The sequence below is a fragment of the Sphingopyxis sp. GW821-FHT10B01 genome (genome assembly GCF_059415685.1).
Genome location: NZ_JBWKNS010000003.1, coordinates 38,425 through 51,369 on the forward strand (window position 1 = coordinate 38,425; position 12,945 = coordinate 51,369).

At 64.4% G+C, this 12,945-nt stretch carries 14 protein-coding genes and 1 other RNA gene; 8 read left to right on the plus strand and 7 right to left on the minus strand.

All coding sequences use genetic code 11. The features are described from left to right. Complete coding sequence (paoC, locus tag AC07NV_RS09185; RefSeq protein ID WP_495166045.1) at positions 1-2,208, plus strand: aldehyde oxidoreductase molybdenum-binding subunit PaoC; 2,208 nt, start codon at positions 1-3, stop codon at positions 2,206-2,208. A 25-nt stretch (positions 2,209-2,233) separates the two neighbouring features. Here paoC and AC07NV_RS09190 read toward each other — a convergent pair whose 3' ends face one another. Further along, complete coding sequence (locus tag AC07NV_RS09190) at positions 2,234-2,848, minus strand: nucleotidyltransferase family protein (RefSeq protein ID WP_495166046.1); 615 nt, start codon at positions 2,846-2,848, stop codon at positions 2,234-2,236. 15 nt (positions 2,849-2,863) lie between these two features. Here AC07NV_RS09190 and AC07NV_RS09195 point away from each other — a divergent pair, with 15 nt between their 5' ends. After that, positions 2,864-3,841 carry an XdhC family protein gene (locus tag AC07NV_RS09195; RefSeq protein WP_495166047.1) on the plus strand — a complete coding sequence of 326 codons (978 nt, stop codon included), beginning with the start codon at positions 2,864-2,866 and terminating at the stop codon, positions 3,839-3,841. Positions 3,842-3,854: 13 nt separating this feature from the next. On the opposite strand, the gene AC07NV_RS09200 is transcribed toward AC07NV_RS09195, so the two are convergent. Further along, positions 3,855-5,630: a hypothetical protein gene (locus tag AC07NV_RS09200; RefSeq protein WP_495166048.1), complete on the minus strand. Its 1,776-nt coding sequence runs from the start codon at positions 5,628-5,630 to the stop codon at positions 3,855-3,857. Positions 5,631-5,876: 246 nt separating this feature from the next. On the opposite strand from AC07NV_RS09200, the gene AC07NV_RS09205 reads away from it, so the two are divergent. Next, positions 5,877-6,938, plus strand: a complete 1,062-nt coding sequence (locus AC07NV_RS09205; protein ID WP_495166049.1) for a L,D-transpeptidase family protein — start codon at positions 5,877-5,879, stop codon at positions 6,936-6,938. A 12-nt stretch (positions 6,939-6,950) separates the two neighbouring features. Here the strand turns inward: AC07NV_RS09205 and AC07NV_RS09210 are convergent, their stop codons facing one another. Further along, on the minus strand, positions 6,951-7,586 hold the full coding sequence (locus AC07NV_RS09210; RefSeq protein WP_495166050.1) for a cation efflux transmembrane domain-containing protein: 636 nt from the start codon (positions 7,584-7,586) through the stop codon (positions 6,951-6,953). 67 nt (positions 7,587-7,653) lie between these two features. Between AC07NV_RS09210 and AC07NV_RS09215 the strand changes: the two genes are divergently transcribed. Then, a complete protein-coding gene (locus AC07NV_RS09215; RefSeq protein WP_495166051.1) occupies positions 7,654-8,064 on the plus strand; it encodes a MerR family transcriptional regulator in 411 nt (136 codons plus the stop codon). A 55-nt stretch (positions 8,065-8,119) separates the two neighbouring features. Here the strand turns inward: AC07NV_RS09215 and ssrA are convergent. Both ssrA and mscL read right to left on the minus strand, forming a co-directional pair. Next, positions 8,120-8,475: a transfer-messenger RNA gene (gene ssrA / locus AC07NV_RS09220) on the minus strand. Between the two features lie 25 nt (positions 8,476-8,500). Next, positions 8,501-8,923: a large conductance mechanosensitive channel protein MscL gene (gene mscL, locus AC07NV_RS09225; RefSeq protein ID WP_495166052.1), complete on the minus strand. Its 423-nt coding sequence runs from the start codon at positions 8,921-8,923 to the stop codon at positions 8,501-8,503. A 137-nt stretch (positions 8,924-9,060) separates the two neighbouring features. Between mscL and AC07NV_RS09230 the strand changes: the two genes are divergently transcribed. Genes AC07NV_RS09230 through AC07NV_RS09245 form a run of 4 tightly spaced genes read left to right on the plus strand, consistent with a single transcriptional unit; the run spans position 9,061 to position 11,766 of the window. Further along, positions 9,061-9,663, plus strand: coding sequence for a LemA family protein (locus AC07NV_RS09230; protein WP_495166695.1), 603 nt, complete (start codon positions 9,061-9,063; stop codon positions 9,661-9,663). 1 nt (position 9,664) lies between these two features. Further along, entirely contained in the window at positions 9,665-10,507 is an 843-nt protein-coding gene (locus AC07NV_RS09235) for a TPM domain-containing protein (RefSeq protein WP_495166053.1), read from the plus strand. 12 nt (positions 10,508-10,519) lie between these two features. Beyond that, positions 10,520-11,206 (plus strand): TPM domain-containing protein, encoded by a 687-nt coding sequence (locus AC07NV_RS09240; protein WP_495166054.1) that lies wholly within the window; start codon positions 10,520-10,522, stop codon positions 11,204-11,206. Positions 11,207-11,217: 11 nt separating this feature from the next. After that, complete coding sequence (locus tag AC07NV_RS09245) at positions 11,218-11,766, plus strand: NUDIX hydrolase (protein WP_495166055.1); 549 nt, start codon at positions 11,218-11,220, stop codon at positions 11,764-11,766. Between the two features lies 1 nt (position 11,767). Here the strand turns inward: AC07NV_RS09245 and AC07NV_RS09250 are convergent, their stop codons facing one another. Continuing rightward, positions 11,768-12,403: a rhomboid family intramembrane serine protease gene (locus AC07NV_RS09250; RefSeq protein WP_495166056.1), complete on the minus strand. Its 636-nt coding sequence runs from the start codon at positions 12,401-12,403 to the stop codon at positions 11,768-11,770. 13 nt (positions 12,404-12,416) lie between these two features. Further along, positions 12,417-12,893 (minus strand): transcription elongation factor GreA, encoded by a 477-nt coding sequence (greA, locus tag AC07NV_RS09255; RefSeq protein ID WP_495166057.1) that lies wholly within the window; start codon positions 12,891-12,893, stop codon positions 12,417-12,419. Positions 12,894-12,945 lie beyond the last annotated feature (52 nt).

A 12,945-nucleotide genomic window follows, 5' to 3' on the forward strand; every position in this document is an offset into this window, starting at 1 on the left:
ATGAAATTCGACACGCCCGCAACGACCAATCCGATCGACCAGATGAAGGTCGTCGGCAAACCCACCAACCGCATCGACGGTCCGCTCAAGACCACGGGCACCGCGCCCTACGCCTATGAGCGCCACGATGTCGCGGCAAATCAGGCCTATGGCTATGTCGTCGGCTCGGCGATTGCCAAGGGCCGGATCGCGTCGATGAACCTCGACGTCGCCAAAGCGGCGCCGGGCGTCATCGCGATCGTCACCGCCGACAATGCCGGCAAGCTCGCCAAGGGCGATTTCAACACCGCGAAGCTGCTGGGCGGCCCCGAGGTCGAGCATTATCATCAGGCGGTGGCGCTGGTCGTCGCCGAAAGTTTCGAGCAGGCGCGCGCAGCCGCATCGCTGGTTCGCATCGAATATGCGCGTGGCAAGGGCGCCTATGACCTGTCGGCGGCGCTCGGCACCGCGATCAAGCCCAAGGCCTCGTTCGGCACCGAGGCCGACACAAGCGTCGGCGATTTCGCTTCGGCCTTCGCCGCAGCGCCCGTCAAACTCGACGCGCACTATACGACACCCGATCACAGCCATGCGATGATGGAACCGCATGCATCGATCGCACAATGGGAGGGCGACAAGCTCACGCTCTGGACGTCGAACCAGATGATCGCCTGGTCGGTCGGCGACATGGCCAAGACGCTCGGCATCCCCAAGGAGAATATCCGTCTCGATTCCCCCTATATCGGTGGCGGTTTCGGCGGAAAATTGTTCAACCGCGCCGATGCGCTGCTAGCGGCACTCGGCGCCAAAGCGGCGGGCCGTCCGGTCAAGGTCGCCCTGTCCCGCCCGTTGATGATCAACAACACGACCCATCGCCCGGCAACGATCCAGCGCGTCCGGCTCGGCGCGACCGCCGACGGCAAACTCACCGCAATCGGACATGAAAGCTGGTCGGGCGACCTGCCCGGCGGCGGCCCCGAAACGGCGGTGGCGCAGACGCGCCTGCTTTACGCCGGCGAAAACCGCATGACCGCAATGCGTCTCGCCGTGCTCGACCTTCCCGAAGGCAATGCGATGCGCGCGCCGGGCGAGGCGCCCGGTCTGATGGCGCTGGAGGTCGCGGTCGACGAACTGGCCTGGAAGCTGGGCATGGACCCGATCGCCTTCCGCGTCCTCAACGACACGCAGGTCGATCCCGAAAAGCCGAGCCGCCCCTTTTCGCAGCGCCGGCTCAACGAATGTCTGCAAACCGGCGCCGACAAGTTCGGCTGGGCCAGGCGCAACCCGAAACCGGGGCTGACCCGCGACGGGCGCTGGCTGGTCGGGATGGGTGTCGCCGCGGCCTTTCGCAACAACCTCAACGGCCCCTCGGCGGCGCGCGTCCGTCTGGACAAATCGGGGATCGTGACGGTCGAGACCGATATGACCGACATCGGCACCGGCACCTATACGATCATCGCACAGACCTCCGCCGAGATGATGGGACTGCCGCTCGACAAGATCGTCGTGAAGCTCGGCGACTCGGCCTTTCCCGTATCCGCGGGTTCGGGCGGCCAGTGGGGCGCGAACAGTTCGACCGCCGGTGTTTATGCCGCGTGCGTGAAGCTGCGCGAGGCGGTGGCGCAGAAGCTCGGCATGAATACCGCCGATGCGGTGTTCGCGGGCGGCAAAGTCGCGTCGGGGCGCCGCAGTGCCGCGCTTGCCGATGCGGCGAAGGATGGCGAGCTCGTCGCCGAGGACATGATGGAATATGGCGACCTCGCCGAAAAATATCAGCAATCGACCTTTGGCGCGCATTTTGCCGAAGTGGCAGTCGATGCGGCGACCGGCGAGATCCGCGTCCGCCGCATGCTCGCCGTGTGCGCCGCGGGCCGCATCCTCAACCCCAAGGCGGCGCGCAGCCAGGTGATCGGTGCGATGACGATGGGCGCCGGGTCGGCGCTGATGGAGGAACTCGCGGTCGACAAGAGGTTCGGCTTCTTCGTCAATCACGACCTCGCGGGGTACGAGGTTCCTGTCCATGCCGACATCCCGCATCAGGAGGTCGTCTTCCTCGACGAGACCGACCCGACGACGTCGCCAATGAAGGCGAAGGGCGTCGGCGAGCTCGGCATTTGCGGCGTTGCCGCCGCGATCGCCAACGCCGTCTATAATGCGACCGGCATCCGCGTGCGCAACTACCCGATCACGCTCGACAAGCTGCTCGACAAATTGCCGGACATGGCATGACGGGATCGCTTTCCCGCATGCGCGGTCACGCGCCGGGAAGATCCTCCGGCCGGTCGATGTCGACAAGCTCGTCCGGCCCGGCAGGCACCAGCACCGCGCCCGCGAGCAGCGCCTTGCCGCCGCGATCGCCCTCACCCGCTTGCAGCCGGTCGAACAGCGATCGCGCGAACAGGGCGGGCGGCATCGCAGCATCGCCATTCGTCGACGCGACGACCGGCGCATCGACCGGATCGAACCGCGCCAGCAATTCCTTCAGATGGCCGATCGTCACAAAGGGCATGTCGGCGAGGCAGATCAGCGCCGCGGTTTGCGCCCCGCGCGCCGCCTCGGCGATGCCGCATGCCAGCGACCGGGACATGCCGAGTTCCTCGTCGGGATTTGCTACAATCTCGAAGCCTTGCGCCGCAAGCCGCTGTGCGAGGGAGCTCTCGTCATCCGGACAGACAGCGATCCGGCGCCCTGGCATCATCTCTGTGATCCTTGCCGCCGCGTGGAGCGCCAGCGGCTCGCCAGCGACCGGTGCAAGCAGCTTGTCGGCCACGCCAAAGCGCCGCGACCGGCCCGCAGCCAGCAGGATCGCGCAGATGTCCCCCGCCTCGATCATCGCACCATCTTCTCCTTCGAATGTCCGTGCGAGCATGAACGCAATGCCGTCATGATAGCAACCACGCCCGCCGACATATTGCGCTTCGCTCTCGCGCGGGCGGAGGAAGGCGTCGACACCATATTGGTGACGCTGACCGGGATCGAGGGCTCGTCGCCGCGCGCGATCGGGGCGCAGATGGCGGTCGCCGCCGACGGACGATATGTCGGCTCCTTCTCGGGCGGCTGCATCGAGGCGGCGGTGGTGGCGGAGGCGATCAGCACCCTCAGCGACGGACGGGCCCGGCTGGTCCGCTTCGGCGCCGGGTCGCCGTATCTCGATATTCGATTGCCGTGCGGCGGCGGGATCGACCTGCTCTTCAATCCGCGTCCCGATCGCCGCGCACTCGCCGAAGCCCTGTCACGCCACGATCGCCGCGAGGTGGCAGTGTTGCGGTTGTCCGAAGATGGAATCGCAACAAATACTGAAACGGATTTGCACCGGAGCACAGGTTGGCGGGGAGCCGATTTCTACCTCTGCTACGCGCCCGCGCTCCGGATTATCGCGCTCGGACAAGGCGACGACCTTCTTGCGCTGGCACGGCTCGCTAAGACCTTCGGTGCCAGCATTTGTGCGCTGTCGCCTGAACGGCGCGCCCTGCTCGCGCTTGCAGCCGAGGGCTTCGAAGCCGCCGAACTTCGGTCGCGCACCGACTTGCCCGCATTCAAGAGCGACCCCTGGACCGCCATCGTCTTTCTGTTTCACGACCGCGACTGGGAGGAGCATCTGCTACCCCACGCGCTGAACGCCCCCGCCTTCTATGTCGGCGCCCTCGGGAGCCAGCAGACGCAGCGCCTCCGGATCGCTGCCCTCGAGTCTGCGGGGGTCTCGACGGGCCTTCGCGACAGGCTTCGCACCGCAATCGGCCTCATCCCCGCAACGCGCGATCCCGCGACACTCGCGCTGTCGATCCTCGCCCAACTGGTCGAGGAATATCGCCTCGTCGATTCTGCATGGGTTTCCAAAGCAACGTGCAACGCCGCGCGGTGAATGTTGCCAAGGCCTAAAGGCGCTCCATGCGCAGCCATTTCCGGTCCCCCAGCCATTCGCGTTCGAACGCCCGGCGTGCAGCCGCGGCTTCCAGAGGACGGGCCTGCGCCTCCTCGCTGCGGGTAAGGCCGTAGAGCGCCCAACCGTTTCGCGGCGTTTGCCGGAGCGCCGCGCGAAAGGCCTGACTGGCCTCGTCATAACGCCCGGCCTCGAACAGTGTCGCACCCAGCGCCTGGCTGACCGGGTAATACCAATAGGCCGGTTCCTGATAGGGAATCTTGCTCTCGAAAACGATCGCTTCGCGGTAGTGCCGTGCCGCCTCGTCAAAGCGTCCTTCGGCGCGCGCGAAGCGCCCCCGCGCCACCGCTTCTGCCAGCGAAAGAAGATCGGGCGCGGGCACCCCCTGCTCGATCATCGACGCAAAGGCATCCGAATTGCGCAGCGCCGTCAGCGCCGCGATTTCGCGGTCGAACGCTGCGCGGTCATGCCGTTCGGCCTGCGCCACGGCGCGGGCATAGTGACGCATCGCTACGGCGTAGGGAAGGCGCGGGTCCGCAGGCGGCATGGCGAGGATCTCCTGGGGCCGCGCAAACTGCGCCATGGCAAGATAGGGCGCGGCATCGATCGCCTGAATCCATGCGATCCGCGCCGATGTTTCGGGGTCGAGCACGGTGCGCAGGCGCTTCGCTTCGCGAATAGCGGTGCCCATGTCGCCCGCCATCTGCGCAGATGTCACGATGAAATGGACGTTGTGCGGATAATAGCCGTAGCGAACGAGCCCGCGATCATCGGTGTCGCGAATAAACGCTTCGTCGGCGCGCGCCGCCGCGATGTTGACGCGCATCGAATCCGCATAGCGGCCTCTGACCTGATAGATATGCGACGGCATATGGACGAGGTGCCCCGCGCTCGGCGCGCGCGGCCGGGCGAGCCGGTCAGCTGCCGCTTCGGCGCGCTGCGGATCGGCACTATTCTCCATCAGATGGACGTAGAGATGCGCCGCCTGAAGATGGTCGGGATTGCGGGCGAGCACGCCCTCGACCAACCTCACCGCTTCGCCGCTGCGTCCCACCGGTGTCCGCTTGTCGGCTTCCCAATAATTCCACGGGCTGGTGTCCATCACGGCCTCGGCCGCGAGCACAGCGACATCGTCGTCTTCCGGGAAACGGCGCGCAACACCCAGCATCGCATCGGCATAAGCGGCGTCGAGCGCGACACGGTCGGCTTTCGGATCGCGCACATACCGTTGGGCGATGGCGTCGATCAGCGCTTGCTCAAGCGGCGACGCGTGCGAGCGCAGCGCCTTGGCCCGGTCCATCGCGGCCAGCGCCGCATCGCGGTCACGGTCGTCCATCGGGGCGTTGATGTTCGGCCCCAGTGCGAGCGCTTCTCCCCACCAGCACGCGGCGCATTCGGGATCGAGACGCTGCGCTTCGCGGAACGAGCGAACCGCGCCAGCATGGTTGAAGCCATATGTCAGAAGCAAGCCCTGGCTGAAATAATCCCGCGCTCGCGCGTTCGCGGTCGTGACCGGGAAGCGCAGCATTGCAAGGTCGCGATAAAGCGGCATCGCGCTGGCGGCCGCACCAATCGGCCCTGCTGCCGTCGCGGCGAATGCGAGCTTCTGGCGCAGCGTCACCATGGCCGTCCTGCTCCCGCAGGACGATGAGGCCAACCGTACGGGGTCGAGCATCGCGAGCGCGTCCGGCGAAAATCCAATGCCGGAAGAGAAGCTTGTTAAGCTGACCGCACATCCGATAAGTATAGTTACTTTCAACAACTTGCGCATATAGATATCCTTTCGGAAATTTGTGCACAATTGATCGGATCAAATTATCATTTTTCCTTACCGATCTCAATATGGAGGAATTTTTATCACGTCGAAATCATTCTATCCTGCCGATACATTCTGACGGCGCGCGACAGTACGGGAGAAACGACGCCGATCGCCTTCCTCGCTCGCTTCAAGCACATGAAATGGCATCCTTTCGCAGCCGTCGACGTTGATCCCGGGCATCAGCGAGAGGATTTGAGTTTGAGAATATCGCCCTGTTTTGCCGCTGCCCTCCTGCTTGCGGGCTGCAATTCGTCTTCCGACAGACCGTCCGAAAAGCCGGCCACCGCGGCCCCTTCGACAGGCGCGCCGCTCGCGTTCCAAACCGCGAAAGCGGGTGCCCCCTTCACCGAAACCCCTGCCCTGCGCGCGCAGGTAATCCTCGACCATCTCGGCTTCTCGCCCGGCCCGATCGACGGCAAGGACGGTCAATCCTATGCCGCGGCGCTTCGGGGTTTTCAGGCGGCAAACAAGCTGACGGAGAGTGGCAAGCTCGATGAGGCCACGCTGGCCGCGATGGCACAGTGGCGCGACGTTCGCGCGACGCGCCTCGTCATCATTCCCGAAGCCTTCGCCAAGGGCCCCTTTGTGCCCGATTTTCCGGCCGACGCCGCCGAGCAGGCGAAGCTTCCCGCGCTCGGGTACAAAAATCTGATGGAGGCGCTTGCCGAGCGTTTCCACACGACCCCCGAGACGATCGTCGCGCTCAATTCGGAAACGACGCCCGTCGGCGCTGGCAAGACGATCCGCGTCCCGAATCTTCCCGATATCGACGCACCGGCGCCCGCGGACGACGCGCGCGGCTGGCACGATACATTGCTGCGCCTCGGCGTGTCGCCGGCGCAGCCAAAGGCTTCGAAGATCGTGGTCGACAAGTCCGAGGGCGTGCTCAAGGTCTATGGCGCGAACGAGCAGTTGATCGCGCAGTTTCCGGCGACGATGGGCAGCGAAAAGGATCCGCTGCCCATCGGCGAATGGAAGATTCAGGGGGTCAGCCGCAATCCCGACTTTCACTATAACCCGAAACTCTTCTGGGACGTCAGCGACAGCAAGGAGGCACAGCTTCTACCGCCCGGCCCGAACAGCCCGGTGGGCGTCGTCTGGGTTGACCTGAACAAGCCGCATTATGGCATTCACGGAACAAGCGAGCCGCACACGATCGGCCGTGCCGAGAGCCACGGCTGCGTCCGCCTGACCAACTGGGATGCGGCGCGCCTTGCGCAGATGGTGAAGCCCGGAACTCCGGCCAGCTTCCAGCCATAGGCCGGGCTTGGATCAGGCGGCCTCGCCCGCCGGAACGGTCGCCAGTTCGCCGCGCGCTTGACGGAACACCTCGATGCTGCCCCAGATGGCGAGCCCGGCCATAATCGCCGCGACCGCGAGATCGGGCCAACTCTGTCCGGTGCCGAAGACGCCGAGCGCAGCCCCCATCACCGCGACATTGCCGATCGCATCGTTGCGCGAGCAGATCCACACCGAGCGCATGTTCGCATCACCCGTGCGATAGCGATAGAGCATCAGCGCAACCGCGACATTGGCGGCGAGCGCGAGCGCGCCGATCAATCCCATCGTCTCTGCATGCGGCGTCGATCCGCTGACGAAGCCCCAGACCGCCGATCCGAACACCCACAAGCCAAAGGCGAGCATCGTCGCCGCCTTGGCGAGCGCAGCGCGGGCACGCCACGCCAGCGCCATGCCGGCAACCCCCAGGCTGATCGCATAATTGGCGCTGTCGCCCAGAAAATCGAGTGCGTCAGCCTGAAGCGCGCGCGAATCCGCCGCAACGCCCGCGACGATCTCGACGCCGAACATCGCGCCGTTGATGAGGAGTGCAATCCACAGAATGCGCCGCCACTTGGGGTCGTTGAGTGCGGTCTTGCCGCTTTTACCGGCACAGCATTGATCGGCCACTTCGAGGCTCCTTGGTTCTTCGAGTCGGCACCCTATATGCACCCTGTAGCAACTACAGGGTCAAGAGATGAAAATCGGCGAGCTGTCGCGGGCGACCGGGACCAATATCGAAACCATCCGCTATTACGAGCGCATCGGGCTGTTGCCCGAGCCCGATCGCACCGCGGCGAACTATCGCAGCTATGGCGACACGCACCGTGCGCGGCTGGCGTTCGTGCGCCATTCGCGCGACCTGGGGTTCACGATCGAGGAAATCCGCTCGCTGCTCGATCTGTCGGACGATCCCTCGCGCGATTGCAGCGAGGCCGACCGGATCGCGAGCGCACATCTGGAACAGGTCGAGGAAAAGATCGCCCAGCTCACGCTGCTGCGCAACGAGCTGACACGCATCGTCGGTCGCTGCCGCGGCGGCGTTGCAGCCGATTGCCGCGTGATCGAAGCATTGGGCGACCACGCGCACTGCGAAAGTGCGCATTAATATCGATTTCAGGAAAGGTGGGACGATTCTGTTGCCCGGCTCGTCCCCAGCCGCTGGTATCCGATTCTGTTGCCCGGTTCGGTCCGAACCGCGCTCTCTTTGAATAACTTTCGGCCGTGAGGCCTAAAGGTTACGCAGCCAGAGCGAGTGCTTCGTTATCGTTAGCACCTATTGGTTTTGAGCCTTGAACGGGTTACTCAGCCCGGGCAAAAATATCGTCTTTGAACACACGTCGATCCTGGTTCGGCCCCGTCAGAAACCCGCGCGCCCATCAAGAAGCGCGGGTTTGTGGTGGAGCCGCCGGGTACTGCCCCCGGGTCCGCTGTGTCTATTCCACGACACCATTTATCACCATAGTCGGCCGAAACCGACCTGACTGATATAGGGTGCCCGCGCGCCGATGGAAAGGGCGCGCGTGCATTTCATCGCGGATAGATCACGCCTTCTTTCTCAACTCGTCCCGGATTTCGGTAAGGATATCAACCTCGGTCGGGCCGGCGGGCGCCTCTTCGGCCGGCTTGATGAATTTGCTCGCTTGCCGCACCAGCAGAAACACGACGAAAGCGAGCAGCAAGAAGTTGATCACCGCGGTAACGAAGCTGCCGAGCGCCATCACGTTCGCGCCGGACGCCTTCGCCGCGGCGAGCGTCATGCCTGCGGTTACTTTCTCGCCGCCCGACAACACCAGATACTGGTTGGTGAAATCGACCCCGCCGCCGGTGACGAACCCGATGAAGGGCATCAGCACATCGTCGGTCAGCGACTTGACGATCGTCCCGAACGCCGCGCCGATGATGACGCCGACCGCCAGCCCCATCACATTGCCCTGGTTCAGGAACGCCTTGAAATCCTTGATCATGTATCAACCCCTTTTGGTCGCTGTGCTTATGGCCCCAGACTGCATGACACGATTATCCGCGTCAATGATTGCGGGCGGGCGGGCGTCTTACTATATTAAGTCAGTTGGCGCGGCGCCGTGCCGCGCGGAGGGAGTGCCTGACCATGACTTTGCGTTCTGCCCGTTGGCTGATTGTGCCCGTCGCGGCGATGAGCCTGTCCGCTTGCGGCATCAACAGCGTTCCCACCAAGGAAGAAGCCGCCAAGGCCAAATGGGCCAACGTCGAGGCTGCCTATCAGCGCCGCGCCGACTTGATCCCCAATCTGGTTGAAACGGCCAAGGGTGCATCCAAGATCGAGCAGTCGACCCTCGAAGGCGTGATCCAGGCGCGCGCGTCGGCGACGCAGGTCAAGCTGAGCACCGACGATCTGAACGACCCCGCGAAGGTGCAGGCGTTCCAGCAGGCACAGGGCAATGTTTCGGGCGCGCTCGGCCGCTTGCTCGTCACCGTCGAACAATATCCCGACCTGAAGAGCCAGGCGCGCTTCGCCGACCTGATGACCCAGCTCGAGGGCACTGAAAACCGGATCAATGTGACGGTGCAGGATTATAATGCGGCGGTGCAGGACTATAATACGACGATCCGTACCTTCCCCGACATCATCGGCGCCAAGATCGTCCACGGCGCGCAGCCGATGACGCCGTATCGCGCGGTCACGCCCAATGCCAATCAGGCGCCGAAGGTCGACTTCGGGAAATAAGGTGGGTCTGCCCACGCTTTTCCGTCCGCTGGCAACAGCAGCCCTGACCGGACTGCTGTTGCTGTCGGCGGCCCCCACCGCGGCGCAGACCTTTCCGAAGCTCGCCGGGAACCCGGTCGTCGATCAGGCTGACGTCATTCCCGCAGCCGAAGAGGCGGCGCTCAATACGCAGCTGCTCGAGTTGGAGAAAAAGACCGGGCACCAGCTCGTCGTTGCCACAGTCAACGACCTCGAGGGCCGTGACATAGCGGACTATGGCTATCAGCTCGGCCGCGCGTGGAAGATTGGCGATGAGGCCAAAGACGACGGTGTTGTCTTCCTGATCGCGCCGAACGAGCGGCGGATGAACATTTCGGTCGGCTACGGCCTCGAACCCGTGCTCACCGACGCGCTGTCGGGGCGGATCATCCGCGATATCGTAACGCCGAAATTCAAAGCGGGCGACATGCCCGGCGGCATTCAGGACGGCGTCAATGCGATATCCGAGCAGATCCAGCTGACGCCCGAGGAAGCGGCAGCGCGTGCAGCCGCCGCCGACAAGGCCGAGCGCGACCGCGCCGACGACGGCAATTTCGGCGGGCTGTTCTTCATCGGCTTCATCTTCTTCATCTTCTTCGTCATTCCCTGGCTGTCGAGCCGATCGCGGCGCGGCAAGAAGCGCGGCAAGGATCGGCCGTGGGATGCGCCGATCATCATCTGGGGCGGCGATGACGACGACGACCATTGGGGCGGCGGCTGGGGTGGCGGCGGCGGATCGAGCTGGGGCGGCGGCGGTGGCGGCTTCGGCGGATTCTCCGGCGGCGGCGGTTCTTTCGGGGGCGGCGGCGCCTCCGGCGGCTGGTAGGGGACGCAGGACATGCCCAAAAAGATCAGCCATGTAAGCGAAGCCGATCACGATCTCGTGACTGCGGCCGTCGCAGCAGCCGAGGCGCAGACGAGCGGCGAGATCGTCGCCGTCGTCGCGGCGAAATCCAACGATTATGACGATGTCGCGCTGGTGTGGGCGAGCATCATCGCCTTCCTCGCCATGTCGGTGATCGCGCTGTTCCCCGAATTTTATCGCGGCCTGTACGACTGGCTGACCGGCGGCTGGGGGCATGAACTGACCGCCAATCAATGGCTGGGTACGGTCATTGCCATCGGCGTGATCAAATGGATCGGCATGTGGCTGATCCTGCTGTGGCGCCCCTTGCGGATGGCGCTGACGCCGCGGAGCATCAAGGCGCAGCGCGTGCGGGCGCGGGCGATCGACCTGTTCAAGGTCGGGACCGAAGGGAAAACCGTCGGCCGCACCGGGGTGCTGCTTTATCTCAGCCTGAAGGAGCACCGCGCCGATATCGTTGCCGATGAAGCGATCGCCGCGAAGGTCATGCCGGAGATATGGGGCAATGCCATGGCCGCGCTGATCGAACGCGTGCGCGCGGGCCGGCCCGGCGAAGGCATGGCCGAAGCGGTGCACCAGATGGGCATCGTGCTGGCCGAACATTTCCCGCGCGGCAGCGAGAATCCCAATGAACTCCCCGACCGCCTGATCGAACTTTAGAAGGACTTACCATGACCCGCGCCGGCCCCGACACGCCCATCGAGACGCGGTGGGAAGGCCGTTTCATCACGGTCAAGCAACAGGGGACATGGGAATATGTCTCGCGTTCGCGCGGCATCCATGCCGCGGTGATCCTCGCGATCGACGCGGATGCCGATGGCCGCCACGTCATTCTGGTCGAACAATATCGCGTGCCGCTGAAAGTGAATTGCCTCGAACTGCCCGCCGGGCTGGTTGGCGACGACACCGCGGGTGAGGCGCCCGAAATTGCGGCGCAGCGCGAACTCGAAGAGGAAACCGGCTATCGCGCCGGCAATTGGCGCACCGTGGGCGAATTCTACAGCTCGCCGGGCATGGTCAGCGAAAGCTTCACCCTGCTGATTGCGACCGAGTTGACCAAGGTCGGTGAAGGCGGCGGGGTCGATGGCGAGGATATCGTCGTGCACCGCGTGCCGCTGGACGGTATTGCCGATTTCATCGCGGCGAAACGCGCCGAAGGCTGCGGAATCGATGTGCGCGTTGCGATGCTGCTGGCGGGTGGGTTACTCGCCCAGAGCTGAATCAGCGCGCCCCGAAACGCCAGCGCAGCAGCGGGCGCGCGAGGATCAGGCCGGCAAGGAAGCCGCCGACATGCGCCCAGATGGCGACCGCGCCAAAGCCGCCGCCGCCCGTAAACCCGATCAGCAGCTGGAGGGCGATCCACGCCGCGGCAAGCCACAACGCCCGCACCCAATGCCCCGGGATCGGCCCGATCGCGGGCGCCTGCGAGCGGCTGAAGATCAGGGCGAACACCGCGATCAGCGCAGAGATCGCCCCGCTGGCGCCGATCATCGGCACCGCCGACTGCGGATCGGCAAGAAATTGCGCGAGCGCGCCACCATAAGCGCCCGCAAGAAGCAACACCGCCATCGCCTTCGACCCCAGCGGCGCCTCAAGCTGGCGACCGATAAAGAGCAGCACGACGATATTGAAGACGATGTGCAGCACCCCGCCGTGCAGGAAAGCGGACGACAATGGGGTCAGAACGAAAGGAACCATCGTCCCCGGCGGAAGGATCAGCTCGTTACCGAAACGCGCCGGGATAAACCCAGCGCGTATGATCGCCTCGACATGAAACCCGGTGATCCACAACAGGGCAAAGACGATGACGCAGACGAGCGCATAGCCCGTGACCAGCGGCGCTTCGTGCGGCTTCATCGTCAGCGACCCATCAAATGAATTCGATTTTCTTCACCAGATAATATTTGTCGCCCGCGGGCACGGTGACCTCGATCTCGTCTTCGACGCGGCGACCGATCAGCGCGCGCCCAAGCGGCGAATTATAGCTGATCTTGCCGACTTTCGCGTCGGCTTCGGCCTGACCGACGATCTGGTAACGCACCGGCTTCTCGTCCTCGTCGGCGAGGGTCACGGTCGCGCCGAACACGATACGATCGCCCGACAGCATCGTCGGGTCGATGACCTGCGCGCGCGAAAGCTTGTCTTCCAGGTCGCCGATCGTGGCTTCGACCTGGCCCTGACGTTCCTTCGCGGCGTGATATTCGGCATTTTCCGAAAGGTCGCCATGCGCGCGCGCTTCCTCGATCGCATCGACGATCAGCGGTCGCTCGGCTTTGAGAGTCGCGAGTTGCGCGTTCATCTTCTCATAGCCTTCTGCCAGCATCGGCACCTTTTCAACGCTTGCCATTATCCTGTTGTCCTTCGTCAATAATCCAGCGCCGGCGAAGTTTCGCCGGGCG

Bases quoted from the DNA above. Each gene is read 5' to 3' on its own strand.
- paoC (WP_495166045.1), top strand. From the start codon at position 1: ATGAAATTCGACACGCCCGCAACGACCAATCCGATCGACCAGATGAAG.
- AC07NV_RS09190 (WP_495166046.1), bottom strand. From the start codon at position 2,848: ATGCTCGCACGGACATTCGAAGGAGAAGATGGTGCGATGATCGAGGCG.
- AC07NV_RS09195 (WP_495166047.1), top strand. From the start codon at position 2,864: ATGATAGCAACCACGCCCGCCGACATATTGCGCTTCGCTCTCGCGCGG.
- AC07NV_RS09200 (WP_495166048.1), bottom strand. From the start codon at position 5,630: ATGCGCAAGTTGTTGAAAGTAACTATACTTATCGGATGTGCGGTCAGC.
- AC07NV_RS09215 (WP_495166051.1), top strand. From the start codon at position 7,654: ATGAAAATCGGCGAGCTGTCGCGGGCGACCGGGACCAATATCGAAACC.
- mscL (WP_495166052.1), bottom strand. From the start codon at position 8,923: ATGATCAAGGATTTCAAGGCGTTCCTGAACCAGGGCAATGTGATGGGG.
- AC07NV_RS09240 (WP_495166054.1), top strand. From the start codon at position 10,520: ATGCCCAAAAAGATCAGCCATGTAAGCGAAGCCGATCACGATCTCGTG.
- AC07NV_RS09245 (WP_495166055.1), top strand. From the start codon at position 11,218: ATGACCCGCGCCGGCCCCGACACGCCCATCGAGACGCGGTGGGAAGGC.
- AC07NV_RS09250 (WP_495166056.1), bottom strand. From the start codon at position 12,403: ATGAAGCCGCACGAAGCGCCGCTGGTCACGGGCTATGCGCTCGTCTGC.
- greA (WP_495166057.1), bottom strand. From the start codon at position 12,893: ATGGCAAGCGTTGAAAAGGTGCCGATGCTGGCAGAAGGCTATGAGAAG.